Origin of the sequence: Oceanimonas aquatica, assembly GCF_030732065.1 — a bacterium.
GTDB lineage: Bacteria > Pseudomonadota > Gammaproteobacteria > Enterobacterales > Aeromonadaceae > Oceanimonas.
On the sequence record NZ_JAVBHX010000001.1, the window covers coordinates 539079 to 564717 of the forward strand.

Sequence of the window (25639 nt, forward strand, 5' to 3'; positions counted from 1 at the left end):
GGGGCACTATGCCAGTACCGAAAGCAAAAAAGCCGATTGGTGTTCCTGTTTGAGGCTTTTACAATGACGCTGACAGCCAGCTGAGGAGAGATAATGGTGGAATTTTTGTACGAATACGGCCTGTTTGCGGCCAAGGCCCTGACCTGGGTGGCCGCGGTGGGCGTCATTGTTGCCCTGATCGCCGGTGCGGCGGCCAAACAGAAACAGGGTGGCGACAGCATCAAGGTTAAGGATCTGAGTGCGGCGCTGCGCCGCCAGGCCCGACGCCTGCGCCTGGAAACCGCCATCACCGATGCCGATCGCAAGACGCTCAAGCAGGAGTTCAAGCAGGCCGACAAGGTGGAAAAAAAACAGGGCGATGCCCGCAGCCGGCTTTACGTGCTCGATTTCAAGGGCAGCATGGATGCCCATGAAGTGACCGGCCTGAGCCGGGAAGTGACTTCCCTGCTGCAACTGGCCGAGCCCGGCGACGAAGTGCTGGTGCGGCTGGAGTCCGGTGGCGGCGTGGTACACGGTTACGGGCTGGGCGCGGCCGAGCTGCAACGGCTGAAGGGACACGGGCTGAAGCTGACGGTGGCAGTGGACAAGGTGGCCGCCAGCGGCGGTTACATGATGGCCTGTGTGGCCGAGCGCATTATTGCCGCCCCCTTTGCCATTGTCGGCTCCATCGGGGTGGTGGCCCAGTTGCCCAACTTTAACAAGTTTCTGAAAAACCGGGATATCGACATCGAGCTGCACACCGCCGGGGAATACAAGCGCACCCTGACCCTGTTCGGGGAAAATGACGATCACGGCCGGGCCAAGTTTCGCGAGGAGCTGGAGGTGATCCATCAGCGCTTCAAGACCTTTATCGCCGACAACCGCCCCAACATGGATCTGGAGCAAGTGGCCACCGGCGAGCACTGGCTGGCCAGCGATGCCAAAGATCTGGGCCTGGTGGATTCATTGCAGACCAGCAGTGATTACCTGCTGGCCCAGAGTACCGACAAGCGCATTATCAGCCTGCATTTCAAGCCCAAACAAAAACTGAAAGACAAGCTGGGCAAGGCGGCGGAAGCAGGCGTCAGCCGGGCCCTGATGAAACTGTACGAAGCCGGTCAGCGACCCTTTGGCTGAGCCGTGCCAGGCGCCAGTTTTTGTCGGTAAATATCCCGTCACTCCGGCCTTCGCCGGAGTGACCCTGGTTTCCATTCCCCATTCCCCGCTTTTACACTCACCGCTGAAACGGATATACAGCTCCAAGCTCAAGAATTTGCGTCAGCTCGTCCAGGGCGGTGCGGGATTCCATCAGCAGTGCCGGATCGCGCAGATCATTCGGGCTCAGGCGATCCCGGTAGTGGCGATTGACCCAGTCGCTCAGCCGCCGGTGCAGGCGGTCGTTCATCAGGCAGGCGGGGTTGACGGCCGAAAGTTCGGTGTCGGACATGGCGACCCGCAGGCGCAGGCAGGCCGGACCGCCGCCGTTTTGCATGCTTTGTTTCACGTCCATAAAGCGCACTTCCCGGATGGGCGTACTCATGGCCGTCAGCCGGTCGAGATAGGCCTTGACGCTGGGCGTTTCAGCGCACTCGGTGGGCGCGATCAGCGCCATGTGGCCGGGCGAAAGCGTCACCAGCTGAGTGTTGAACAGGTAGCTGTTCACGGCGTCGGCCACCGGTACCTCGCTGTCACTGACCTCGATAAAGTGCAGCCCGGCATCCGGCAGTTTGGCCAGAATTTCGTCCTGCATGCCATGAGGGTCGAGAAAGGCCTGCTGGTGATAGAACAACACATTGCCGTTACCCACGGCGATCACGTCATTATGAAATACGCCCTGATCGATCACGTCCGGGTTTTGCTGAATAAAGGCGCTGTTGTGCTCCTGCAAGCCGTGCAGCCGGGCCACGGCCCGGGACGCTTCCAGGGTCTGGCGCGCCGGGTAGCGCTGCGGGGCCGGGGTATCGGGCCGGTGGGCACTGCGGCCATACACAAACAGCTCCAGGCCGCGGCCATGGTCGTCGTGCAGGCGAGTATGGTTGGCGGCCCCTTCGTCACCGAAGTCTTCGTGGGCCGGCAGTGCCGGATGGTGGCAAAAGTGCGTCTCGTCGGCAAACACCCTTTGCAGAATGCGCCCGGTGACCTCATGCTCCAGGGAACGGTGAAACTTGTTCACCAGGTTGGCGGGGGTGAAATGCACCCGGCCATCATGGGTGTCGGCGCCGGGGGAAACAGTGGCGGCGTTGGCGGTCCACATGGCGGACGCCGAGCAGCAGGCGGCCAGCAGCAGGGGATCTTCCCTGAACGCCTTGTCCAGCACCTCGGCATCGCTGCCGCTAAAGCCCAGCCGGCGCAGGGTGGTCATATCCGGGCGTTCCTGGGGGGCCAGCACGCCCTGTATCAGGCCGAGATCGACCAGGGCTTTCATCTTGTCGAGCCCCTGCAGCGCCGCCTGGCGCGGGTTGGAGGTGCTTCTGGCGTGGCGGTTTGACGCTACATTGCCCCAGGACAGGCCCGCATAGTTGTGCGTGGGGCCGACCAGACCATCAAAGTTGGCTTCCCTGACTGTCATGATAATCTCCTTTTAAATGGGTGTTAAACCCATAGAAATGTCTAATGTGGCCATTGTATTTGGTTTTTCCGACAGCTTGTAATGAAAATGTGACCAGCGGGATGGGGGCAGGAATAATGATGCATAAAAAGCGGGCGAACAGGCAGGCAGGGCAAAAAAGCAGTTGATTCCTGCCCATAGGAGGGCGTTAATAAATAAATATAAATTCACCGAAATTTTTTTCAGGCCCGGGCCCGGCAAGTTTGCTTTTTACGGTTATATCACTTATACAGCCGTCAGTACCCTGCCGTCGAACAGCCCGAACGGGGCCGAACTTTAAGGATTTCAACGCGCTTTATGAGCAAATCTCTCGTTATTGTGGAATCGCCCGCCAAGGCCAAGACCATCAACAAGTACCTGGGCAGGAACTATGTGGTCAAATCCAGCGTGGGTCACGTTCGTGATCTGCCGACCGCCGGCTCAGCCAGCGGCAGAAAGCCCGCTGCCCGCAAGACCGACACCAAACACCTGAGTCCTGAAGAAAAGGCCCGCCTGAAAAAGGAAAAGGATCACAAGGCGCTGATCGCCCGCATGGGGGTGGACCCCGAGCACGGCTGGAAGGCCGACTATCAGGTGCTGCCGGGCAAGGAAAAGGTGGTGAGCGAACTGCAGGCCCTGGCCGAAAAGGCCGACACCGTTTACCTCGCAACGGATTTGGACCGCGAAGGGGAAGCCATTGCCTGGCACCTGAAAGAGCTGATCGGCGGTGACGATGCCCGCTTCAAGCGGGTGGTGTTCAACGAGATCACCAAGTCGGCCATTCAGGATGCCTTCAGCCAGCCGTCCGAGCTGAACCTGAACCGGGTCAACGCGCAGCAGGCCCGGCGCTTTCTCGACCGGGTGGTGGGCTACATGGTCTCGCCGCTGCTGTGGAAAAAGGTGGCCCGGGGGCTGTCCGCCGGCCGGGTACAGTCGGTCGCGGTCCGGCTCATTGTGGAAAAAGAGCGCGAAATCAAGGCCTTTGTGCCCGAGGAGTACTGGGATATTCAGGCCGCGCTCAGTAACGAGGAAAAGCTGGCGCTGTCGATGATGGTGGCCAAATATCAGGGCAAGGAGTTCCGCCCCACCAACGAGGCCGACGCCATGGCCGCGGTGGACGCCCTGCGGGCCAGCTCCTTTGAAGTGGTTTCCCGGGAAGACAGGCCCACCCAGAGCAAGCCGCCGGCGCCCTTTATCACCTCCACCCTGCAGCAGGCGGCAAGCACCCGGTTGAGTTACGGCGTCAAGCGCACCATGATGCTGGCCCAGCGCCTGTATGAGGCCGGCTACATCACCTACATGCGTACCGACTCCACCAACCTGAGCCAGGAAGCGGTGGCCTCGGTGCGCGACTACATTCAAGAGCAGCACGGCAGCGCCTATCTGCCCGATGCCCCCAACACCTACGGCGCCAAGGCCAATGCCCAGGAGGCCCACGAGGCCATTCGCCCGTCCGATGTGACCCTCTCTGCCGAACAGCTCGATGGCATGGAGGCCGATGCCAAGCGGCTTTATGACCTGATCTGGCGTCAGTTTGTGGCCTGCCAGATGACCCCGGCCAAGTACGACAGCAGCACCATCACGGTGCGCGCCGGCGACTACGAGCTCAAGGCCCGGGGCCGCATTCTGCGCTTTGCCGGCTGGACCAAGGTGCTCACCCCTCAAAGCCGCAAGGGCGAGGACACCGAGCTGCCGGCGGTACAGGCGGGTGAAACCCTGACTCTGAACGAACTGACTCCCAAGCAGCACTTCACCAAGCCGCCGGCGCGCTTTACCGAAGCGGCACTGGTGCGCGAGCTGGAAAAACGCGGCATCGGCCGCCCATCCACCTATGCCTCCATTATCTCCACCATTCAGGACAGAGGTTATGTGAAGGTGGAAAGCCGTCGTTTTTACGCCGAGAAAATGGGCGAGATCGTGGCCGATCGGCTGCAGGAAAGCTTTGCTGAGCTGATGAACTACGACTTCACCGCCCAGATGGAAAGCAAGCTGGATGAAATTGCCGGCGGCTCGCTTAACTGGACTCAGGTGCTCGATGCCTTTTATGCCGAGTTCAGCGAGGAGCTGGACAAGGCCGAGCAACCGGCGGAAGCGGGTGGCATGCGCGCCAATGAAATGGTGCTGACCGATATCGACTGCCCCACCTGCGGCCGCAAAATGGGCATTCGCACCGCCACCACCGGCGTGTTCCTGGGCTGCTCCGGCTATGCCCTGCCGCCCAAAGAGCGCTGCAAGCAGACCATCAACCTGATCCCCGGTGATGAATTCGTGCTCGCCAACGACGAGGAAGCGGAAACCGACGCCCTGCGCGCCAAGCATCGCTGCGGCAAGTGTGGTACCGCCATGGACGCCTACCTGATCGATGACAAGCGCAAGCTGCACGTGTGTGGTCAGAACCCGGACTGCGACGGTTACGAGTTGGAAGAAGGCCAGTTCAAGCTGAAGGGCTATGAAGGGCCGGTCATCGACTGCGATCGCTGCGGCAGTGAAATGCAGCTCAAGACCGGCCGCTTCGGCAAGTACATGGCCTGCACCAACGACGAGTGCAAGAACACCCGCAAGATCCTGAAAAACGGTGAAGTGGCACCGCCCAAGGAAGATCCGGTGCACCTGCCGGAGCTGCCCTGCACCCAGTCCGATGCCTACTTCGTGCTGCGTGATGGTGCCGCCGGCATCTTCATGGCCGCCAGCAATTTTCCCAAATCCCGGGAAACCCGTGCTCCCCTGGTGGAAGAGCTGGTACGCTTTAAGGACCGGCTGCCGCCCAAGTTCCTCTACCTGGCCGAGGCGCCTACCGAAGATCCGGACGGCAACAAGGCGGTGGTGCGTTTCAGCCGTAAAAACAAGGAACAATACGTGATGACCGAGGTCAATAAAAAAGCCACCGGCTGGACTGCCCATTACGTGGACGGCAAGTGGCAGCAGCACCAGAAAGGTAAAAAATAACGACGGGCGAGGGTCCGGCCATGCCCGGACCCTGATCGCCGGACTCTTGAGCACAGGGAATGACGTGCGATGACTTCAGGCAGCGCCTGAGCAGGAGTGAATATGGATATTCGTGAAGTCAGACCGGGCATGATCTGCCACACCACCGACGGCTCAGGCTATGTGCTGGAAGTGGACGTCAAAAACGAGCTGGTACTCATGCAGCGGGAAGACGAAACCATTCCCTTTCAGGTGCATATCAGCGATCTGCTCGACGAACTGGACTGATCCGCCCGGTTTTCAGTATTTCAGCAACATCAGAATGGCAGCCAGATCCGGCTGCCAGTTGTGCTGTTTCATGTTCACCCGCTTTCCGGTGAAGGTCACTCCTTCCGCCAGCAGGCGCTGGCGTTGCTCACTTGCCGCCTCGCTGTCTGCCGGCAGGCTGATGGTGCCGTTGGCCGCCACCACCCTGTGCCAGGGCAGAGCCTGAGTATCGGCGTCGCGCAATACCTTTCCCACCAGTCGGGCCCGGCCGGGAAGACCGGCCAGATCCGCCAGCTGACCATAACTCACTACCGTGCCGGACGGCACCAGGGCGAGCAGTTCCAGAATGGCCAGCCGGGGAGGGGTGGGCATATCAGGAGAAGGTGTGGGTCAGATCGTTGAGCCCCTGAGAGCGCTCCAGCAGCTCCTTGCTGGAGGTTTCCACCTGCAGGATCTTGCCGAGGTTGGCGGAAGAGGCCTGGGAAATCTGGTGCACATTGCGGCTGATCTCTTCGGCCACCAGTTGCTGCTGGCCGGCGGCGGCGGAAATTTCCACGGTCACACCCACGATATGGTCAATCTCCTGCACCACACGGCCCAGGCTTTCGGTGCCGGCCTCGGCGGCTTCCACACATTCGTGGCTGTGGGCCATGTTGGCGTCCATCATGGTGCGCCAGCGGCCCAGGGTTTGCTGGATCTGGCCGATGCTGCCCTGGATTTGCTCGGTGGCACCGTGAGTACGGGTAGACAGGGCACGCACTTCTTCCGCCACCACCGCAAAGCCACGGCCGTGCTCGCCGGCCCGGGCGGCTTCTATGGCGGCGTTCAGAGCCAGCAGGTTGGTCTGATCGGCAATGCCCTGAATTTCCACCATCAGGGTGCCGATGCGATTTGACTCTTCCGACAGCGCCACCGTGGCTTCGGCGGCCTGCTCCGCTTCCCGGGCCAGGTCGACGATTTTTTGCCGGGTCTGCTCCAGTTGCTCCTGAGTCAGATGACACTGATGCTGAGCCTCTTCCGCGTTGCTGGCGGCCTTCTGGGTGTTTTGAGTAATGTCGTTGGCGGTGGCCGACATTTCATCAATGGCGGCGGCAATCTGGTGGGTGTCGCTGTCCTGGCGGCTGAGGTCATCCCGGGCCCCGGTCATGGCCTGCATCATGCCTGCTGCCAGTGACTTGAGCGAGCCGGTGGCATCGTCGACCCGGCCCAGTATGGTGCGGGTTCTGGCTTGCCACAGGCCCAGGTGGTAGTCGGCGATGGAGTGGGACTCGTTGCCGGAATAGACCAGCCGCGACAGGCTGTCGTATTCCTTGCCCAGGCGGCTGAAATAGCGCGGGGCGCCAAACAGCTGGTCCCGGCAGCACAGCATCAGCCAGCCAAGAGGCAACAGGCTCCAGACAAGGCCCATCAGGCCACCGTTAACCCAGGCACCTGCCAGCAGGCCGATCAGGGTGGCCCCGGCCAGCCAGGGCAGCAAGGCGCGAAACCGCGGGGCAATGGCCGGGGTCTTGCGCTGCTCTGCGGCGAGCAGTCCGGCATAGGCCTGTTCGGCCCGGGCCCGCACCGCCGGATCCAGCCGGGTGCGCACCGACTGATAGCCGGTCACTTGGCCGTTTTCGACAATGGGCGTGACGTAGGCATCCACCCAGTAGTAGCGGCCGTCCTTGCAGCGGTTTTTGACCGCCCCGCGCCAGGCCTGGCCCTGTTGCATGTGCTCCCACAAATCCCTGAAGGCGGCCTTGGGCATGTCGGGGTGACGCACAATATTGTGGTTCTTGCCCACCAGCTCGTCGGGAGTAAACCCGGCCACCTTGCAGAAAATCTCGTTGGCATAGGTGATCACACCGCGCTTGTCGGTCGTGGATACCAGTTGCTCCTGATCGCTGTAGGTGACTTCTTCGTCGATGACATGCTGGTTTCTTCTGTTCATGCAGATCCGGTTTCGCTGTGCTTGCAGATGGATGTTTATCGGCGTTGCCCCGCCAGACTTGAGGGAACAACGCCGTCTTTTTTGTCGGGTGCTCAGGCATTAACCGGCGGGCTCAGTCGGCTGCCAGGGCCAGGCCTTCCCGGCGGGGGTCGGCGGCGCCCCTGAGGCCGGCGGGCGTGCGCATGATCAGGTGCAGCCCGGAGTTGAGTTCGCCGGTGCGAATGTCATAGCCCAGGGTTTTCATGGCCGGCGTCAGTGCCAGATTACGCCCGAAGGGCTCCATTTCAAGGGAGCCGCCCCGGTGCAGTACATGGGGCTGATGCACTGCTTCACGCACGTCCATGCCCCAGTCCAGTATGTTGACCAGCGCATGGAGCACATAACCGATGATACTGCTGCCGCCGGGAGAGCCCAGCACCAGCAGCAACTGGCCCTTGTCGTCAAACACCAGAGTGGGGCTCATGGAGGAGCGCGGGCGCTTGCCCGGCTGTAGCCGGTTGGCCACCGGCATGCCGTTCACTTCGGGCTCAAAGGCGAAGTCGGTGAGCTCGTTGTTAAGCAAAAAGCCCTGCACCATCAGCCGGGAGCCAAAGGCATTTTCAATGGTGGAAGTGAGGGAGACCGCATTGCCTTTGGTATCGATGATGCTGATATGGGTGGTGGAAGGAAATTCGGGGGATCTGTCGGGGGCCGTGGGCCAGTATCCCTTGGGAGCGCCCGGGCTGACCGCGGGCAGGGCCTGCTCGGTGTTTTTCAGTAATTGAGCGCGCCCGGCCAGGTAATCGGCATCGAGCAGCCCTTCTACCGGGACCGGCACAAAGTCGCTGTCGGTGGCATAGCGGCCCCGGTCGGCAAAGGCCAGTCGAGACGCATCGGCAATCAGCCGCCAGGCCCGGGGCGAGGCGGGGCCCATGGTACTCAGCTCAAAGTGGGACAGCATGCCCAGGATCTGGCCCAGCGCCAGGGTGCCTGAACTTGGCGGTCCCATGCCGCAGATCTTGTACTGGCGGTAAGGAAAGCAGAGCGCCGGTCGAGGCTGCACCCGGTACTGACCGAGATCGGCCAGGCTCAGGTGGCCGGATGCCTTCTGTACCTTGTCGGTCATCAGCTGAGCAATTTTGCCGGAATAAAAGGCCGATGGCCCCTCAATACTCAGCCGGGTCAGCAGGGCGGCCAGTTCCGGGTTGGTGAGGTGATGGCCGGCGCTCAGTGGCTGGCCATCGGCATCGAAAAAGTAGCCCCTGGTCTGGGGATCCCGGCGCAGGCTGTCGGCGTTGCCGGCAATCAGCCGGGCCAGCCGGGGCGAGACGTCAAAGCCGTTCAGGGCCAGGCCAATGGCCGGGGCAAACAGCTCACGCCAGGGCAGGGCACCAAAGCGCTGGTGGGCCTGCCACATCAGCATCACGGTGCCCGGTGTGCCCACCGAGCGTCCGCCCACCACGGCGTCCATAAAGCCCAGAGGCTGGCCTTGATCGTCGAGAAACAGTTCGGATGGCGCCTGCTGCGGCGCGGTTTCCCGGCCATCCAGGGTGCTGAGCTGCTGTTCATCCTGTTGCCAGTGCACCAGAAAACCGCCGCCCCCCAACCCGGAGGACTGGGGCTCTACCAGGGTCAGTACCATCTGGGCGGCAATCATGGCATCCACGGCGCTGCCGCCGCTGGCCAGCATGGCCTGCGCCGCTTTGCTGGCATGGGGATTGGCGGTGACCACCATGGCATTTTTGGCCTGAACCAGGGGTTGCGTTTGCCAGCCGGTGGCAGCCTCGGGGGCGGGCCGGTTATCGGCATGGGCCAGGGGCAGCCAGAGCAGAGCGAGCAGAAGCAGGCGCATAACAGACTCCATAGAGGGAAATTGCTGGCAAGCTTAGCAGTCATGGAGCCAAAAATTTACTCAAGATGCTGAAAATTAAGGCAAATAGAACAATATTGAGAAAAATGCCTTGTATTACAAAGCGGCCTGCCTATAATGCCACTCCATCAACGGCAGCGAGCTGTTGAGGTTTAACTTGATTAGCGGGAATAGCTCAGCTGGTAGAGCACAACCTTGCCAAGGTTGGGGTCGCGAGTTCGAATCTCGTTTCCCGCTCCAATCAACACTTTCTGCAAAGGCGCGTTAGCAAAGCGGTTATGCAGCGGATTGCAAATCCGTTCAGTCCGGTTCGACTCCGGAACGCGCCTCCATATCTCTGTTATCTCTCTTCGTTCCAGTTGCTGTCTACCCTTACATACCAGTTACCGTTTCGGTCCAGGTAGTTTTGCCGATCCCGCTGTTCGTGGGTGCGTCGCCCGCCGGTCATCCAGCCCAGTTTGTGTTGTGGCTCAAAGCCGGTGCCCGGTTCGCCATGACCCCATCTGCCGGTGAGCGCGGCCCGGCCTGCGGGCAGGGACGCGTGTTGCGGGTAAAACAGCCGTCCTTTCATGATCAGCCGAGTATGCGCCGGCATCAGACCTTCCGCCATCAGCGCTTTTTTTACCTCGGGTTGCCGGCTGAGCCGTAACTGGTGTTGCTGCATGTGATCCAGTTTGCGACGCAGCCTGTCGCAGGGGTTGATGCCCAGGGCGCTGTCTTCGGGGGCGCTGGTATCGGTGATCAGGTAAAACTTTACCGCCAGCTCCCAGTGCTCAATGCGCCGGTATTGCTGGTCCCATAACAGCAAATCAAAGGCCCCGAGCGTCCGGCCGGCGACCACCTGCTGACGGTTATAACCCAGCACCTGAAAGCGGGCATGATCCAGCAGGAAAAAGTGCCAGAGGGCCTCGAAATACTGACCCAAACGGCGGCAGCTCCCACAATGCCGCTGCAACAGGGCAGGCTTGCTGTCCAGTGCCAGCAGGCGCGGGCGGTATTCTTCCAGCAATGCGGCATACCAGTTATCGTCCGGCGCCTGCTCCAGACCGGATAACAGGCCCGGGCTGCCAATGGCCCAGGCCAGATCACGCACTTCGTTGTGGGTCAGCCGATCCAACAAGTCGTTGAGTAAAGGGCTCATAACCATTCTCTTTATGATTTACAATGGGCCAAATTCAAATGACGGGAGCCAGCATGAATAACATGGAGCTCGAACAGCTGCTCAACCGGCAGCTGAAGGTGGACGCCATTCGGGATTATTGCCCGAATGGCCTGCAAGTGGAAGGACGCGCCGAGGTACGTCACATCGTTACCGGCGTGACCGCCAGTCAGGCGCTGATCGACCGGGCCGTGGCCCTTGGCGCCGATGCAATACTGGTGCACCACGGTTATTTCTGGAAGGGCGAGTCCCAGCCGGTACGCGGCATGAAGCGCCGCCGTCTCAAGGCCCTGCTCAGCCATGATATCAACCTTTACGCCTATCACTTGCCGCTGGATATTGCCCCCGGGTTGGGTAACAACGCCCAGTTGGCGAGCCTGTTGGGCATTCGCGTCACCGGCCCGCTTGAATGTGACAATCCGCTGTCGGTGGCCATGGCCGGCGAGCTTGACGCCCCCATGAGCGGCAGTGAGCTGGCTGCCCGTATTGAGCAGCGGCTGGGTCGCCGCGTGCTGCACGTGGGCGAAGACGGCCCTGAGCAGATTCGGCGAGTGGGCTGGTGTACAGGCGGCGGCCAGGGCTATATCGATCTGGCGGCGGAGCAGGGCATGGATGCCTTTATCAGTGGTGAAGTGTCGGAGCAGACGGTGCATTCGGCCAGAGAGCTGGGCGTGCACTTCTTTGCGGCGGGCCATCATGCCACCGAGCGTTACGGCGTCAAGGCGCTGGGCGAATGGCTGGCGGCCGAGCATGCCGTGAAGGTGGACTTTGTCGACATCGACAACCCGGCGTAAGCACAAAAAAAGACCAGGGCGGAGGTCCGTCCCTGGTTTCGCAGCAGCCACACGGGCATAAAACAGGCTTCGTTCACATCGCGCTAACGCATGAAAATGCGGAACTACAAGAGTGACAAATGAGTCATAACGAATGTTGAAATGATGTTAACATGACGTTACTCGATGGCAAGCCTTTTTTGTCTGAAAGCTGAAAAACAACTGGTATGGAAACAACGAGAGAAACGAGATGGTAGAGCAAAGGCTTAATGTCCTGATGGTGGAAGATACCCCGTCACTGGCGGCCATGTATCAATTGTTCTTGCAGGACGAGCCTCTGTCGCTGACCCTGGTCAGCAGTGGTCAGGAGGCGCTGGATCATATTCGTCGCCAGCCGCCCGATATTTTGTTGCTGGATCTGATCCTGCCCGACATGCCGGGCATGGAAATTCTGCAATGGCTGCACCAGGAGCAACTGAATGTCACCACCATAGTGATGACCGCTCACGGCTCGGTGGACGTGGCCGTCGACGCCATGCGCCTGGGGGCTCACGACTTCATCAGCAAGCCGGTGGAAGCCGAGCGGCTCAAGGTCACTCTGCACAACACCATGAAATTCCGTCACCTCAACCAGCTGGTTAACAAATATCGCCACGAAATGGAGCGGGAGCGGTTTCAGGGCTTTATCGGTGAAAGCCTGCCGATGCAAAAGGTTTACCGGCTGATTGAAAATGCCGCTCCCAGTACCGCCACCGTCTTTATTACCGGGGAAAGTGGCACCGGCAAGGAAGTGTGTGCCGAGGCCATTCACCAGCTTAGCGGCCGGTCTGATGGTCCTTTTATCGCCCTGAACTGTGCCGCCATTCCCCGGGATCTGATGGAAAGCGAGCTGTTTGGGCATATCAAGGGGGCCTTTACCGGCGCGCTGCAGGACAGGGACGGCGCCGTGATCCGCGCCAACGGCGGCACCCTGTTTATGGACGAGATCTGCGAAATGGATCTGGAACTGCAAAGCAAGCTGCTGCGCTTTCTGCAGACCGGCCTGATCCAGCCGGTGGGCAGTTCCAATCACGTCAAGGTGGATGTGCGCATTGTCTGCGCCACCAACCGGGATCCGCTGGTGGAAGTGGAGCAGGGGCGGTTCCGGGAAGACCTCTATTACCGTCTGCACGTGATCCCGGTACACCTGCCTCCCTTGCGGGAGCGGGGAGCCGACGTCATCAGCATTGCCACTGCCCTGGTGCGGCAGGCTTCACGGGAAGAAGGCAAGGATTTTGTCGGCCTGTCTGAAGCCACCAAGGATCGGCTGCAGGCCTATCACTGGCCGGGTAACGTGCGTCAGCTGCAAAACGTGATCCGTAACGCCGTGGTATTGCACCAGGGCGAGTGGATCGAGGTGGACATGCTGCCGGCGCCCCTGGACCGTCCCCTGTCCGAGATGCCGGCCGCCGAGCGGGATCTGGTGGCCACGCCCCAGCCGATAGTGCCGCTGGCGGTGATCGAGCGTCAGGCCATTGAGCGCACCATCGCCCATTGCGACGGCAATATTTCCCGGGCAGCGGCGCTGCTGGAAGTGAGCCCGTCCACCATTTACCGCAAACTGCAAAGCTGGGGAGGCGACCATGGCTGACTGGCAGTCGCTGCATGTCCGTCTGCCCTTGCTTGACCCGTCCCGCCTGGCACAGCTGGAGCGGGATCTGGGCAGCGAGGCCCTCGGGCGCCTGTTGCAGTTATTTGCGGAAGACGGTGTACAGCAGGGCGCGTCCCTGGCCGACGCCTTTACCGCCCACGACCATGATGCCATGGCCAGGTGGTGTCATAGTCTGAAGGCGGCCTGCGGCAGTTACGGCGCCTTGCGTTGTCAGTTTCTGGCGGAAAAGCTGGAGGCGGCCTGCCGTGGCTACGATGTGGCGGAGAGTGCCGCGTTGATGCACGCCTGGCAACAGGCGCTGCAAGAGACCTTGTCGTGCGTGCAGGAAGAACTTGATCGCCGGTAAATGGGCAAAAAAAATGGCCAACCCAATGGGTTGGCCGAACTTCAGCGGGAGCTGAAGAGAGCACGGGATAAAAACGACTGCTTACATATATGAAAGTATCGTGCCAACTTTGCAAAAGCCCATTCTACAAGGGGTCGCGGTCAAACGGACCCAAAAATGACCGTTGCGTAATGCGAATATTCCCATTTTGAAACAAAGCCCTGTCGCAATATGAAAAAATGGTACTAACTGAAGCCCACAGTCCCTGCGGCTATTTTCAAACCTTATTCCCTTGCCTCCCTGAACAAATATTTCTTGATCTGAAGCAATGTTTGCCCCTAAGGTGAAAGCGACAATCATGAAAGTTGTTTAAAACTCCGAGTCCGTTCCACCTAAGTCACAATCGATAAGGTGACCGGACCGCTCGAACCGACATTAAGGTTCGTAAGGGTGCCGACAGAAATGTCGTCGCCTCCCGTCTTGGAAAGGTGTTTATGTTTGAATTACAAGATGCGTTCGCACGTAAGTTTCACTATTTGCGGTTGTCGGTGACCGACGTCTGCAATTTTCGTTGCCAGTACTGCCTGCCCGACGGCTATCGGCCGGACGGGCGCAAGTCGTTTCTTTCCCTGGATGAAATCCGCCATATCACCCGGGCCTTTGCCGCCATGGGCACCAACAAGGTGCGCATTACCGGTGGCGAGCCGTCCATGCGCCGTGACTTCACCGACATCATTGAAACCGTGGCTTCGACGCCGGGTATTCGCAAGGTGGCCACCACCACCAATGGCTACCGCATGGCCGAACGGGTGGCCGACTGGCGCAGCGCCGGTCTCGATGCCATTAACGTGAGTGTGGACAGCCTGGACCCACGGATGTTTCACCAGATCACCGGTCAGAACCGCTTTCACGAGGTGATGGCGGGAATCGATGCCGCCTTTACCGCCGGCTTTGAGCAGGTCAAGGTTAATACCGTATTGATGCGGGGCCTCAACGACGGTGAGCTGGGGCAGTTCCTGGCCTGGATAAAATCCAATCCCATTCAGCTGCGGTTTATTGAACTGATGCAGACCGGCGAGATGGATGAGTTGTTTGAGCGTCACCATGTGCGCGGCGCCGCCATCAAGGAAAAGCTGCTGGAAGCGGGCTGGCAGCAAAAGGTGCGCGCCCATAACGACGGGCCCGCCGAAGTGTTCTGGCATGCAGACTATGTGGGTGAAATCGGCCTGATCATGCCCTACGCCCGGGACTTCTGTGCCAGCTGCAACCGGCTACGGGTCTCGGCCCTGGGCAAGCTGCACCTGTGCCTGTTTGGGGAATACGGGGTGGATTTGCGTGATCTGCTGCAAAACGAGGGTCAGCAGGCGGCACTGCAACGCCGGTTGCGTGAAGCCCTGGCCGACAAAAAGGCCACGCATTTTCTGCATGAAGGCCACAGCGGCATGACTCCCCACCTGGCGTCCATTGGCGGCTGACATAGCCTTGACATAACATCGCGGTTGGCTTGCTGACCGCGGTTAATTGATCCCGATCAACTCCCACTCTAATTTCTCATTTGAGCCATTCTTTTCGGCTCCGCCTTCCCATACCCTGTGAGCAGAACGCCATAACCAGACTCACATGCGCAACATTTGTGCTACCTTCGTGAGTTCATACAAGCTACGGGAAGCATATGGATAGCACACCCGATTTATCGCGTCGGCGCTGGCTCAGGGGAGGGCTGGGCTCCGAACACCCCGCCCAACCCTTGCCCTGGGCCGTGGCATGGCCGCAATTTGCCGATGGCTGCACCCGTTGTGGCGACTGCGTGAGCGCCTGTCCCGAGCACATCATCATTTCCGCCGACGGTGGCTTTCCGGCCATTTATTTTGCCAGGGGCGAGTGCACTTTTTGTGGTGAGTGCGTTAACGCCTGTGCCGAACCTCTGTTTCGCCCCCTGGAAACACCGCCCTGGCACCAGCATGCCGCCTTTGGTGATGCCTGTCTGGCTCACGGGGGCGTGCATTGTCGCAGTTGTGAAGACGGCTGTGAGCCTGCCGCCATCCGCTTTCGGCCCCGGCTGGGTGCCGTGTCCGCACCCGAACTGAACAGGGACGCCTGCAACGGCTGTGGCGGCTGTGTGGCGGCTTGCCCGGTGAGCGCCATCGAGATTGTAAAGGAGGACAAGCATGAAGAAGCATGAATGGCATGTGGCCAGCCTGGTGGTGTACTGCCGCCCCGAGCACCGGCAGACCGCCATTGAGGCCATCGAACGGCTGACCGGGGCCGAGGTGCCGGTCAGCGGCGAGCAGGGCAAGCTGGTGGTATCCCTGGAAGGGCCCAGCCAGCAGCACCTTGTTCAGCATATTGATGCCATCGCCCAGATGGACGGCATTCTGTCCACCACCCTGATTTATCATGAGTTTGCCGAGCTTGAGGCCGGTGAGGAGCCAGCATGAAACTGAATCGTCGCGACTTTATGAAAGCCAATGCCGTGGCTGCTGCCGCCGCGGCCGCCGGGCTGGCCCTGCCGGCCGGGGCCACCAACCTGATCACCAGCCGGGATGAAACCGTCATCAAGTGGGACAAGGCACCCTGCCGTTTCTGCGGCACCGGCTGCTCGGTGCTGGTGGGCTCGCAAAACGGCCGGGTGGTGGCTACCCAGGGGGATCCCCAGGCGCCCGTTAACCGCGGCCTGAACTGCATCAAGGGCTACTTTCTGTCCAAGATCATGTACGGCAAGGACCGGCTGACCACACCGCTGCTGCGCATGACCGACGGCCAGTACGACAAGCACGGCGAGTTCACCCCCATCAGCTGGGATCAGGCCTTTGATATCATGGCCGAAAAATGGAAGGCCGCCCTGAAGGACAAGGGCCCGGAGGCGGTGGGCATGTTCGGCTCCGGCCAGTGGACCATCATGGAAGGTTACGCTGCCGCCAAGCTCTACAAGGCCGGTTTTCGCTCCAACAACCTGGATCCCAACGCGCGCCATTGCATGGCCTCGGCGGTGGCCGGCTTTATGCGGACCTTCGGCATGGACGAGCCCATGGGCTGCTATGACGACATTGAAGCCACCGATGCCTTTGTATTGTGGGGCTCGAACATGGCGGAAATGCACCCCATTCTGTGGTCGCGGCTGACCGACCGTCGGCTGAGCGCGCCCCATGTGCGGGTGCATGTGCTGTCGACCTTTGAGCACCGCAGCTTCGAGCTGGCCGACAACGGCATGGTGTTCAAACCCCAGACCGATCTGGCCATTCTCAACTACATCGCCCACTACATCATTGAAAACGGTCACGTCAATCAGGACTTCATCAACCGCCATGTGCGCTTTGTGAAGGGTGAAACCGACATCGGTTATGGTCTGCGCCCGACCCACCCACGCCAGGAAGCGGCCGCGCACCCCGACTCGGGGGCGTCCAGCCCCATGAGCTTTGAGGAGTTTGCCGCCTTTGTCGCCGACTACGATGTCGATACCGTGGCCGGGCTCTCCGGCGTGCCCGCCGAGCGCCTGGAAGCCCTGGCACAGGCCTACGCCGATCCGAATACCAAGGTGGTGTCGTTCTGGACCATGGGCTTTAACCAGCATACCCGGGGCACCTGGGCCAACAACATGGTGTACAACATTCATCTGCTCACCGGCAAGATTTCCGAGCCCGGCAACAGTCCGTTTTCCCTGACCGGTCAGCCGTCTGCCTGCGGCACCGCCCGGGAAGTGGGCACCTTTGCCCACCGCCTGCCCGCCGACATGGTGGTGGCCAATCCCGAGCACAGGGCCGTGGCGGAGAAAATCTGGAAGCTGCCCGAGGGCACCATCAATCCCAAGCCGGGCTTTCACGCCGTGCTGCAAAACCGCATGCTCAAGGACGGCAAGCTCAATGCCTACTGGGTGATGTGCAACAACAACATGCAGGCGGCAGCCAACATGAATGAGGAAACCCTGCCCGGTTACCGCAATCCCGACAACTTCGTGGTGGTGTCGGACCCGTATCCCACGGTGACCGCCCAGGCGGCGGATCTGGTATTGCCTACCGCCATGTGGGTGGAAAAGGAAGGGGGCTACGGTAACGCCGAGCGCCGTACTCAGGTGTGGTATCAGCAGGTCAAGGCGCCCGAGGGGGCACGTTCGGATCTGTGGCAACTGATGGAGTTCTCCAGGCGCTTCACCATGGAAGAGGTCTGGCCCGAGGAACTGCTGGCGCAAATGCCGGAATACCAGGGCAAGTCCCTCTATGAGGTGCTGTTTACTAATGGCCAGGTCGATCGCTTTCCCGCCGAAGACTGCAAGAACGAGTTCAACGACGAGCGGGATCACTTCGGCTTTTATGTGCAAAAGGGCCTGTTCGAAGAATACGCCGACTTTGGCCGGGGCCATGCCCACGATCTGGCACCCTACGACCGTTACCACCAGGAGCGTGGTCTGCGCTGGCCGGTGGTCAATGGCGAGGAAACCCTGTGGCGCTACCGGGAAGGCTATGACCCTTACGTTGAAAAAGGCAGCGGCGTGCAATTCTATGGCCATAAAGACAACAAGGCGGTGATCTTTGCGCTGCCCTATGAGCCGGCGGCGGAAGAGCCTGATGCCGAATTTGATCTCTGGTTGTCCACCGGCCGGGTACTGGAGCACTGGCACTCCGGCTCCATGACCCGGCGAGTGCCCGAGCTGCACCGCTCCTACCCGGCGGCCCAGGTATTCATGCACCCGGACGATGCCAAAGCCCGGGGCCTGCGCCGGGGCGACGAAGTGGTGGTGGCCTCGCGCCGGGGTGAGATGAAAACCCGGCTGGAAACCCGGGGCCGCAACCGGCCGCCGCAAGGACTGGTGTTTGTGCCCTGGTTTGATGAAAGCCAGCTGATAAACCGGCTGACCCTGGATGCGACCTGTCCGCTGTCCAAGGAAACCGATTACAAGAAATGCGCCGTCAGAGTGACCAAGGCCTGACCGACTCAGTGAGCAAGATGGAGAACGCATGATGACCATCACCGCAAGACATGTTATTGCCCCGCTGCTGCTGGCCCTGTCCGGGCTGGCCGTGGCCGCCTCCGACGCCGGCAATCTCGGCGCCCTCCGTGGCCATATGGCGCTGGAACAGGATCCGGCACCGGCACGTATTGAAGACCCGCTGAAAGATCAGGGCATTCAGGACCGGGAATACATTCATCAGCCGCCACTGATCCCCCATCAGGTGCGCGACTATGAGGTGGATCTCAAGGTCAATCAGTGCCTGTCGTGTCACGGCTGGAAGAACGCTGCCAGCCGCAATGCCCCCCGAGTCAGTCCGACCCACTATGAAAACCGGGATGGCCTGACCCTGAGTGACATCAGCCCCCGGCGCTATTTCTGCCAGCAATGCCACGTGCCCCAGACCGGTGCCGCGCCGCTGGTGGAGAACACCTTTACGCCGGTCGAGTCACTGCGCTAAGGAGGCCTTATGGCGAACAAAAACGGACTGCTGAGGAAATTGTGGCGGGTGTTTCGTACGCCGGCCCGGGTGGCGGCGGGGGTGGTGCTGTTGCTGGGCTTTGTCGGCGGCGTGATCTTCTGGGGTGGTTTCAACACTGCCCTGGAGATGACCAACACCGAGACCTTCTGCATCAGCTGTCATGAAATGCATGACAATGTGTATCTGGAATACCGCGATACCATTCACTATGCCAACCGCTCCGGCGTACGGGCCAGTTGTCCCGACTGCCACGTGCCCCACGAGTGGACTCACAAGATAGTGCGCAAGATTGCCGCGTCCAGGGAGGTGTGGGGCAAGATCACCGGCGTTATCGACACCCCCGAGAAGTTCGAGGAGCATCGCCGGTACATGGCGGAGCGGGAATGGCAACGCATGAAGGAGACTGATTCCCGGGAATGCCGCAACTGCCACAACTTCGACTACATGGACTTCAGCGTGCAGGGCAATCGCGCCGCCGAAGCCCATTCCACGTCACTGGCCAGTGGTGAAAAGACCTGTATCGACTGTCACAAGGGCATTGCACACAGCCTGCCCGACATGAGCGATGTGGCCGGTTTCTGATCCTGATCCATGAAGCGTACAAAAGCCTGTGGCATCATGGCCGCAGGCTTTTTTTGTTATTGACCTGTCGCGCCATGGTGTGAACAATGCGGACAGTAAGTATTTTTAAGTAAAAGTATCAAGGGGTACATTCATGAGTCATGCAAGCCAGGAGCTGGTGCCGCTCAATATCGCGGTGCTCACCGTGTCCGACACACGTACCGAAGACACCGACACCTCGGGGCGTTTTCTGGTGGAGGCGCTTACCGGTGCCGGCCACAAGCTCGCGGAAAAGGTCATTCTCAAGGATGACAAGTACGACATTCGTGCCCTGGTATCGCGCTGGATTGCCAGCCCCGAGGTACAGGTGGTGATCATCACCGGCGGCACCGGCTTTACCGGCCGCGACACCACTCCCGAGGCGGTAGGTCCGCTGCTTGACACTCAAATTGACGGTTTTGGCGAGTTGTTCCGCCATATCACTTATCAGGAGCTGGGTACCTCCACGGTGCAGAGCCGGGCCTTGGGTGGGCTGGCCAACCGCACCGCGGTATTCTGTCTGCCGGGATCCACCGGCGCCTGCCGTACCGGCTGGAACGGCATTCTTGCGGAGCAGCTTGATGCCCGTCACAAGCCCTGCAACTTTGTCCAGCATCTGGTGTAAGTCATGAGTGAGCTGACCCATATCAACGCCTCGGGCGAGGCCAACATGGTGGACGTGAGCGACAAGGCGGTGACCAGCCGGGAAGCCCGGGCCGAGGCCTGGGTACTGATGGCCCCCGAGACCCTGGCGCTTATCGTGGAAGGCCGGCATCATAAGGGCGATGTGTTTGCCACTGCCCGCATTGCCGGCATCATGGCCGCCAAGAAAACATCTGATTTGATCCCGCTGTGCCATCCGCTGGCGCTGTCGAAAGTGGAGGTCAAACTCGAGCCTGATGGCGAGCGGGGCGGGGTGCGCATAGAAAGCTACTGCAAGCTGGCGGGTCAGACCGGGGTGGAAATGGAAGCCCTCACCGCTGCCTCGGTGGCGGCGCTGACCATTTACGACATGTGCAAGGCGGTACAGAAAGACATGCTGATCGAGGGCATACGCCTGCTGGAAAAACGGGGCGGCAAGTCCGGGGAGTTCAAGGCCAAATGATTAAAGTGGTATTTTTTGCCCGCGTGCGGGAACAACTGGGCGAAGACGAGCTGGCCGTCAATGCGGAATATGCCGATGTAAATGCCCTGCGGAAGCACCTCGCCGGGCGTGATGACAACTGGGCCCGGGTACTGGCCGACAACAGCCTGTTGGTGGCGGTCAACCACGAGGTGGCCACATCGGCAACTGAGCTCAAGGACGGCGATGAAGTGGCGTTTTTTCCACCGGTAACCGGAGGCTGAGATGATTCGGGTACAGACCGACGACTTTTGCCTTGCCACCGAATACGCCGCCCTCAGTCAGTCTCACCAGACCGGCGCCGTGGTCACCTTTGTGGGCAAGGTGCGGGACATGAACCAGGGCGATGCGGTCAGTGGCATGACCCTGGAGCACTATCCGGGCATGACAGAGCACGCGCTTGAGAAAATTGTGGCCGAGGCCAACACTCGCTGGCCGTTGCTGGAGTGCCGGGTCATTCACCGGGTGGGGGCGCTGCGGCTTGGCGATCAAATCGTGTTCGTGGGGGTGGCGAGCGCTCACCGGGAAGCGGCGTTTGCCGCCTGCCATTTCATCATGGATTACCTGAAGACCCGGGCGCCGTTCTGGAAAAAGGAGCGCACCAGTGAGGGCGAGCGCTGGGTGGATGCCAAGGACAGCGACACCGAAGCGGCGAGCAAGTGGTGACTGACGCCCGGTGAACGAAGCAGCAGTGCGGTTGCACTCCGCCGACACGCTTCAAGCCCCTCCTTGGGACGCTCGGCAAATGTCATCCATGATTGACGGTCGGCTTCACAATCCCCACTGCTGCTTCGAGTCATATCGGCGCTGACTTTCCCTCCCCTTGGCAAGGGGAGGGCTAGGGTAGTGTTTGGTGTTACCAGTACAACCCGTCTATCAACTCCAGGGTCACGGTCTCCCCGGTTTCCACCCGGCCTCGCTCCTGCTCCAGATGCAGCAGGCAGTTGGCTTCGGCCATGGCACTGAATACCGCCGAGCTCTGTGAGCCGGCGGGCACCACGCCCAGGCTGCCGTCGGCCTGGCGCTCGACCCGGCCACGCTGAAAGTCCATGCGCCCGGGCGACTTTTTAAAGGGCATCAGGGCGGTGGCCTGCAGGGTCACCGTGGGCGCGAGCTGCTCACCGGCGAGCCGGGCCAGCCCCGGACGCACCAGCAGATGAAAGGTGACCGCTGCCGAGACTGGGTTGCCCGGCAGGCCGAAAAAGGCGCACTGGTCAATGTGGCCAAAGGCAAAGGGTTTGCCGGGCTTGATGGCCAGCTTCCAGAAACCGATGCGGCCCACGTCTTCCAGCACCGCCTTGGTGTGATCCGCATCGCCCACCGACACGCCGCCGGAGGTGATCACCGCATCGTGGCTGGCCGCCGCCTTTAAAAAGGCCTTGCGGATCAGCTCGGGATCATCGGCGATGATGCCGACGTCGGTGATGTCCACGCCCAGCCGGGTGAGCATGGCGGCCACGCCGATGCGGTTGGAGTCGTAAATTTCCCCCGGGGCCAGCAGTTCACCAGGATGCTTGAGCTCGTCGCCGGTGGAGATCAGCGCAACCCTGAGGGGGCGGCGCACATTCACCTGCTCCAGTCCCAGTGACGCCAGCACCGACAACACTCGGGCATTGATGCGCATGCCCGCCTGAAACACGGTTTCGCCCTGGGCCAGATCTTCCGCCGCCAGGCGCACATGCTGGCCCGGTTGCACGTCACCCTTGATGGTCACGCGGTTGTGTTCGGAGTGGCAGTTTTCCTGCATCACCACGCTGTCGGCGCCCAGCGGCAGGGCGGCTCCGGTCATGATGCGCACGCACTGGCCCGCTTCAACCCGGCCGGTAAAGGGATGGCCGGCAAAGCTGGTGCCGATCAGTTCCAAATCATTGTCGGCCCCGGCATCCTCGGCCCGCAGGGCGTAACCGTCCATGGCCGAGTTGGCAAAGGCGGGTACATCCAGCGGCGAAATCACCGCATCGGCCAGCACCCGGTTGAGGGCCTGCTCCAGCGGTACCAGCTCTGCCGGGGCCACGGTATCGAGCTGGCCCAGCATGTCGGCCCGCGCATCTTCAAACGGGCGTAACCCGGGTTGACTGCAACAATCTTGAATCGCCATGTTCAGGCTCCCTGAAAGGTGTTGAATGACGTCATTATTTCAGACTCGGACGGTGATTGTTATATGCTCTCGCACGAAAATGAGGGTTAATCCGTCATTCACAGAAAAGCGCAAATGCACTAACATGCCTTCAGATTGTATACCCCCACGGAGATCATCATGACCGCATTGAGCGACGCAGCCATCCGGGTCCGCTCGGCCCTGGAAGCCCGGGGCCTGGAAACCCCCATGCGCAGCCACAACCTGACCACGGACGAACAACAGGAACAAATCACCGGCCTGATGACCCAGGTGATGGACGTACTGGGGCTGGATCTGAACGACGACAGTCTGGCCGAAACCCCCCAGCGCATCGCCAAAATGTATGTTCGTGAAATTTTTTCCGGTCTCGACTATGCCCATTTTCCCAAGATCACCCTGATCGAAAACAAGATGAAAGTGGATGAAATGGTGCAGGTGCGTGACATCACCCTGACCAGCACCTGTGAGCATCATTTCGTGACCATAGACGGCACCGCCACCGTGGCTTACATTCCCCGGGGCAAGGTGATTGGCCTGTCCAAGATCAACCGCATTGTGCAGTTCTTTGCTCGTCGCCCTCAGGTGCAGGAGCGCCTTACCCAGCAGGTGCTGGTGGCGCTGCAGGCCCTGCTGGAGTCGGACGATGTGGCCGTGAGCATTACCGCCACCCACTATTGCGTCAAGGCCCGGGGCGTGATGGACGCCACCAGCAACACCACCACCACTTCTCTGGGCGGCATTTTCAAAAGCCGTCCGGCTACCCGCCAGGAGTTTCTGAGCGGCGTGGTACGCTGATTGCGGCTTCAGTCATGCCGGGCTCGCCCCGGCATGGCACCTTGAGGAAGACGAATGAAACCCAGAGTCGAAATCCGCTACTGCAGCCTGTGCCGCTGGCTGCTGCGCTCGGGCTGGCTGGCCCAGGAGATATTGTCGACCTTTGCCGACGAGGTGGGGGAAGTGGCGTTGATCCCGGGCGACAAGGGGCAGTTCCAGATCCTGGTGGACGGTGAGCTTATCTGGTGCCGAGTGGCCGACGACGGTTTTCCCGAAGCCAAGGAAATCAAGCAACGTATTCGGGACAAGATCGCACCCGAACGCGACCTCGGCCACAGCGACCGCCGCCACTGAGCTTTTTAATGACCTTCCTGCCGAGTATGGGGCGCAATGTAGCGCTGATACCGGGCCGGCTTGAGCCTGGCCAGATCCACGATCACCAGGCCATCCACGCAGTCGGCAAAGTCCGGATCCGTACCAAAGTCCACAAACTGTACGCCGCCGGGCTCGCACAGCTCGGCGTATTGTTTGTACAGGGTGGGAATGGCCGCGCCCAGGTGGTCCAGCCGCTGCTTCAGCCGTTGCAGATCTGCCCGGTAGTCATCACCGGCAAAGGCGTTCAGCAAATGGCCGGGGCTTGCCGGCAGCGGCCGGCGTGAACGGGCCGGTTCGCCCTGGCCAGAAAAATACAGCCGGTAGAAGGCCACCAACAGATCCCGCGCCGCCACCGGCAGGGCGGCGCTGAGCGACACAGGGCCAAACAGGTAGCGATAGTGCGGATGACGGGCCAGAAAGGCACCGATGCCAAACCAAAGGTAATCCAGGCTGCGCCGGCCCTGATAGGCGGGCTGAATAAAGCTGCGACCCAGCTCAATGCCGTGCTCCAGAAAGGGCGTCATGGCATCGTCAAACGCAAACAGCTGGTGAGTGTAGAGCCCGTCGGCGCCGCGGCGTTCCAGTTGCCGGGCGGCGGGCACGAACCGGTAGGCCCCGATCACTTCCAGCTCTTGTGGGTCCCACAGCAGTAACTGGTAATAGTCATCATCAAACGGGTCCAGATCCCGGCGTTTACCCGTACCTTCACCCACCGCCCGAAAGGCCAGCTCCCGCAGCCGGCCGATTTCCCGCAGGATCACGCAATGTCCCGACGGATCCCTTTTGGTGAGGTAGATGGCCTTGCCGTCCCGGGTCCGGCCCAGCAGCTCGCTTTGTTCCACCGCTTTCTTCAGTACCTGCCGGGGCTCCGGCGGTGCAATGGCCACCTGGGTTTCAAACAGTCCGCTTTTACCCTTGCCCAGCCGGTAAAGGTGATTGCGAAACAGCATGGCCAGACCCTTGTCGCTGACCCCGCCCGGGCGGCAGTGTTGCCAGGCCACCGGCCGGCCGATGCGCAGGCTGATCCGGCGGTTGCGCTGGCGAAACATTTCACGCACCAGCAGCACACCACTCAGCGGACGGCACAGCAGTGAGCTTAAATAAAAGAAAGCGGAGTTACGGCCTTCAAGGTGTATGGGCACGATATCGGCCCGGGCACGAATCGCCATGCGAATAAAACCGGCATGCCAGCGACCGTCACGCACTCCGGTGGCACTGAGGCGGGATACTTCGCCGGCGGGAAAGATAATCACCACGCCGCCGGCGCCCAGATGGTGCTGCAGGGCTTCGAGCTGGGCCCGTCCGCTGCGACCGCCCAGGTTGTCGACCGGTAGCAGCAGACTGGCCAGAGGTTCAAGCCGGGCCAGCAACTGGTTGGCCACGACTTTGGTATCCGGGCGCAGCCGGCACACCAGCCGCAGCAGCGCCAGGCCGTCGAGAGAGCCGATCGGGTGGTTGGCCACGATAACCACCGGGCCGCTGGCCGGAATGTGTTCCAGCTCCTGCTCGTGCACCTGCACGTGAAAATGAAAATACTCGAGCACCTGCTCTACAAAGTCGAGGCCGCGCAGGTGCGGATATTCGGCGGCGAAATCGACAAAGGCCTGCTCGTGCAGAAGATAACGCAGCAACGCCTTGCAACCGGGCACATGTTGCCACCGGGGCAAAAACTCGGCGGCCAGGGTGTCTACAGATAACATGGTGGGCTCCATGACTGGCGATGGAACCAGCCTGAGCCGCGGCCATGACGCCTCCATGGCGCCGGCATGATAATTTG

General features: G+C 60.8%; 25 protein-coding genes, 2 tRNA genes and 1 riboswitch. Of the genes, 20 read left to right on the forward strand and 7 right to left on the reverse strand.

Annotated elements, in window-relative coordinates:
- Positions 1–96: 96 nt before the first annotated feature.
- On the forward strand, positions 97–1116 hold the full coding sequence (sohB, locus tag Q9290_RS02525; RefSeq protein WP_306078180.1) for a protease SohB: 1020 nt from the start codon (positions 97–99) through the stop codon (positions 1114–1116).
- A 97-nt stretch (positions 1117–1213) separates the two neighbouring features.
- Here sohB and astB read toward each other — a convergent pair whose 3' ends face one another.
- A complete protein-coding gene (gene astB / locus Q9290_RS02530; protein WP_306078051.1) occupies positions 1214–2548 on the reverse strand; it encodes an N-succinylarginine dihydrolase in 1335 nt (444 codons plus the stop codon).
- A gap of 336 nt (positions 2549–2884) precedes the next feature.
- Here astB and topA point away from each other — a divergent pair, with 336 nt between their 5' ends.
- On the forward strand, positions 2885–5512 hold the full coding sequence (topA, locus tag Q9290_RS02535) for a type I DNA topoisomerase (protein ID WP_306078052.1): 2628 nt from the start codon (positions 2885–2887) through the stop codon (positions 5510–5512).
- 102 nt (positions 5513–5614) lie between these two features.
- Complete coding sequence (locus Q9290_RS02540; RefSeq protein WP_014292697.1) at positions 5615–5779, forward strand: hypothetical protein; 165 nt, start codon at positions 5615–5617, stop codon at positions 5777–5779.
- A gap of 12 nt (positions 5780–5791) precedes the next feature.
- On the opposite strand, the gene Q9290_RS02545 is transcribed toward Q9290_RS02540, so the two are convergent.
- From Q9290_RS02545 to ggt, 3 genes are all read right to left on the reverse strand, one after another.
- Positions 5792–6130 carry an MGMT family protein gene (locus Q9290_RS02545; RefSeq protein ID WP_306078053.1) on the reverse strand — a complete coding sequence of 113 codons (339 nt, stop codon included), beginning with the start codon at positions 6128–6130 and terminating at the stop codon, positions 5792–5794.
- A 1-nt stretch (position 6131) separates the two neighbouring features.
- Entirely contained in the window at positions 6132–7688 is a 1557-nt protein-coding gene (locus Q9290_RS02550) for a methyl-accepting chemotaxis protein (RefSeq protein WP_306078054.1), read from the reverse strand.
- 112 nt (positions 7689–7800) lie between these two features.
- Entirely contained in the window at positions 7801–9519 is a 1719-nt protein-coding gene (gene ggt, locus Q9290_RS02555; RefSeq protein ID WP_306078055.1) for a gamma-glutamyltransferase, read from the reverse strand.
- Between the two features lie 182 nt (positions 9520–9701).
- Here ggt and Q9290_RS02560 point away from each other — a divergent pair.
- Both Q9290_RS02560 and Q9290_RS02565 read left to right on the forward strand, forming a co-directional pair.
- Positions 9702–9777 (forward strand) — tRNA-Gly (locus Q9290_RS02560).
- An 18-nt stretch (positions 9778–9795) separates the two neighbouring features.
- A tRNA-Cys gene (locus Q9290_RS02565) sits at positions 9796–9869 on the forward strand.
- Positions 9870–9877: 8 nt separating this feature from the next.
- Here Q9290_RS02565 and Q9290_RS02570 read toward each other — a convergent pair.
- Positions 9878–10678 (reverse strand): DUF1853 family protein, encoded by an 801-nt coding sequence (locus Q9290_RS02570; protein WP_306078056.1) that lies wholly within the window; start codon positions 10676–10678, stop codon positions 9878–9880.
- A 53-nt stretch (positions 10679–10731) separates the two neighbouring features.
- Between Q9290_RS02570 and Q9290_RS02575 the strand changes: the two genes are divergently transcribed.
- The 13 genes from Q9290_RS02575 (at position 10732) to moaE (ending at position 21260) form a co-directional block, all read left to right on the forward strand.
- Entirely contained in the window at positions 10732–11490 is a 759-nt protein-coding gene (locus tag Q9290_RS02575) for a Nif3-like dinuclear metal center hexameric protein (RefSeq protein WP_306078057.1), read from the forward strand.
- 229 nt (positions 11491–11719) lie between these two features.
- Positions 11720–13099: a sigma-54-dependent transcriptional regulator gene (locus tag Q9290_RS02580; protein WP_306078058.1), complete on the forward strand. Its 1380-nt coding sequence runs from the start codon at positions 11720–11722 to the stop codon at positions 13097–13099.
- Positions 13092–13466: an Hpt domain-containing protein gene (locus tag Q9290_RS02585; protein ID WP_306078059.1), complete on the forward strand. Its 375-nt coding sequence runs from the start codon at positions 13092–13094 to the stop codon at positions 13464–13466. The genes Q9290_RS02580 and Q9290_RS02585 overlap by 8 nt, the downstream gene beginning before the upstream one ends.
- Before the next feature lie 342 nt (positions 13467–13808).
- Positions 13809–13952: riboswitch (molybdenum cofactor riboswitch) on the forward strand.
- Positions 13940–14920, forward strand: a complete 981-nt coding sequence (moaA, locus tag Q9290_RS02590) for a GTP 3',8-cyclase MoaA (protein WP_306078060.1) — start codon at positions 13940–13942, stop codon at positions 14918–14920. (Overlaps the previous riboswitch by 13 nt.)
- Before the next feature lie 197 nt (positions 14921–15117).
- Positions 15118–15627: a ferredoxin-type protein NapF gene (gene napF, locus Q9290_RS02595; protein WP_306078061.1), complete on the forward strand. Its 510-nt coding sequence runs from the start codon at positions 15118–15120 to the stop codon at positions 15625–15627.
- Positions 15614–15883, forward strand: a complete 270-nt coding sequence (locus tag Q9290_RS02600) for a chaperone NapD (RefSeq protein ID WP_306078062.1) — start codon at positions 15614–15616, stop codon at positions 15881–15883. The genes napF and Q9290_RS02600 overlap by 14 nt, the downstream gene beginning before the upstream one ends.
- Positions 15880–18369 (forward strand): nitrate reductase catalytic subunit NapA, encoded by a 2490-nt coding sequence (gene napA, locus Q9290_RS02605; RefSeq protein WP_306078063.1) that lies wholly within the window; start codon positions 15880–15882, stop codon positions 18367–18369. Before Q9290_RS02600 ends, napA begins: the two co-directional genes overlap by 4 nt.
- Positions 18370–18400: 31 nt before the next feature.
- Positions 18401–18850: a nitrate reductase cytochrome c-type subunit gene (locus tag Q9290_RS02610; protein ID WP_306078181.1), complete on the forward strand. Its 450-nt coding sequence runs from the start codon at positions 18401–18403 to the stop codon at positions 18848–18850.
- Positions 18851–18859: 9 nt separating this feature from the next.
- Positions 18860–19453, forward strand: coding sequence for a cytochrome c3 family protein (locus Q9290_RS02615; protein ID WP_306078064.1), 594 nt, complete (start codon positions 18860–18862; stop codon positions 19451–19453).
- Positions 19454–19586: 133 nt separating this feature from the next.
- On the forward strand, positions 19587–20096 hold the full coding sequence (gene moaB, locus Q9290_RS02620; protein WP_306078065.1) for a molybdenum cofactor biosynthesis protein B: 510 nt from the start codon (positions 19587–19589) through the stop codon (positions 20094–20096).
- A gap of 3 nt (positions 20097–20099) precedes the next feature.
- Entirely contained in the window at positions 20100–20576 is a 477-nt protein-coding gene (gene moaC, locus Q9290_RS02625) for a cyclic pyranopterin monophosphate synthase MoaC (protein ID WP_306078066.1), read from the forward strand.
- Positions 20573–20818: a molybdopterin synthase sulfur carrier subunit gene (moaD, locus tag Q9290_RS02630; protein WP_306078067.1), complete on the forward strand. Its 246-nt coding sequence runs from the start codon at positions 20573–20575 to the stop codon at positions 20816–20818. Before moaC ends, moaD begins: the two co-directional genes overlap by 4 nt.
- Before the next feature lies 1 nt (position 20819).
- Complete coding sequence (gene moaE, locus Q9290_RS02635; protein WP_306078068.1) at positions 20820–21260, forward strand: molybdopterin synthase catalytic subunit MoaE; 441 nt, start codon at positions 20820–20822, stop codon at positions 21258–21260.
- A 190-nt stretch (positions 21261–21450) separates the two neighbouring features.
- On the opposite strand, the gene moeA is transcribed toward moaE, so the two are convergent.
- Positions 21451–22692, reverse strand: coding sequence for a molybdopterin molybdotransferase MoeA (moeA, locus tag Q9290_RS02640; protein WP_306078069.1), 1242 nt, complete (start codon positions 22690–22692; stop codon positions 21451–21453).
- Between the two features lie 159 nt (positions 22693–22851).
- On the opposite strand from moeA, the gene folE reads away from it, so the two are divergent.
- Entirely contained in the window at positions 22852–23508 is a 657-nt protein-coding gene (gene folE, locus Q9290_RS02645; protein ID WP_306078070.1) for a GTP cyclohydrolase I FolE, read from the forward strand.
- A 54-nt stretch (positions 23509–23562) separates the two neighbouring features.
- On the forward strand, positions 23563–23841 hold the full coding sequence (locus Q9290_RS02650) for an Rdx family protein (protein WP_306078071.1): 279 nt from the start codon (positions 23563–23565) through the stop codon (positions 23839–23841).
- Positions 23842–23846: 5 nt separating this feature from the next.
- On the opposite strand, the gene olsF is transcribed toward Q9290_RS02650, so the two are convergent.
- Positions 23847–25562 (reverse strand): bifunctional ornithine lipid synthase OlsF, encoded by a 1716-nt coding sequence (gene olsF, locus Q9290_RS02655; protein WP_306078072.1) that lies wholly within the window; start codon positions 25560–25562, stop codon positions 23847–23849.
- Between the last annotated feature and the right edge of the window lie 77 nt (positions 25563–25639).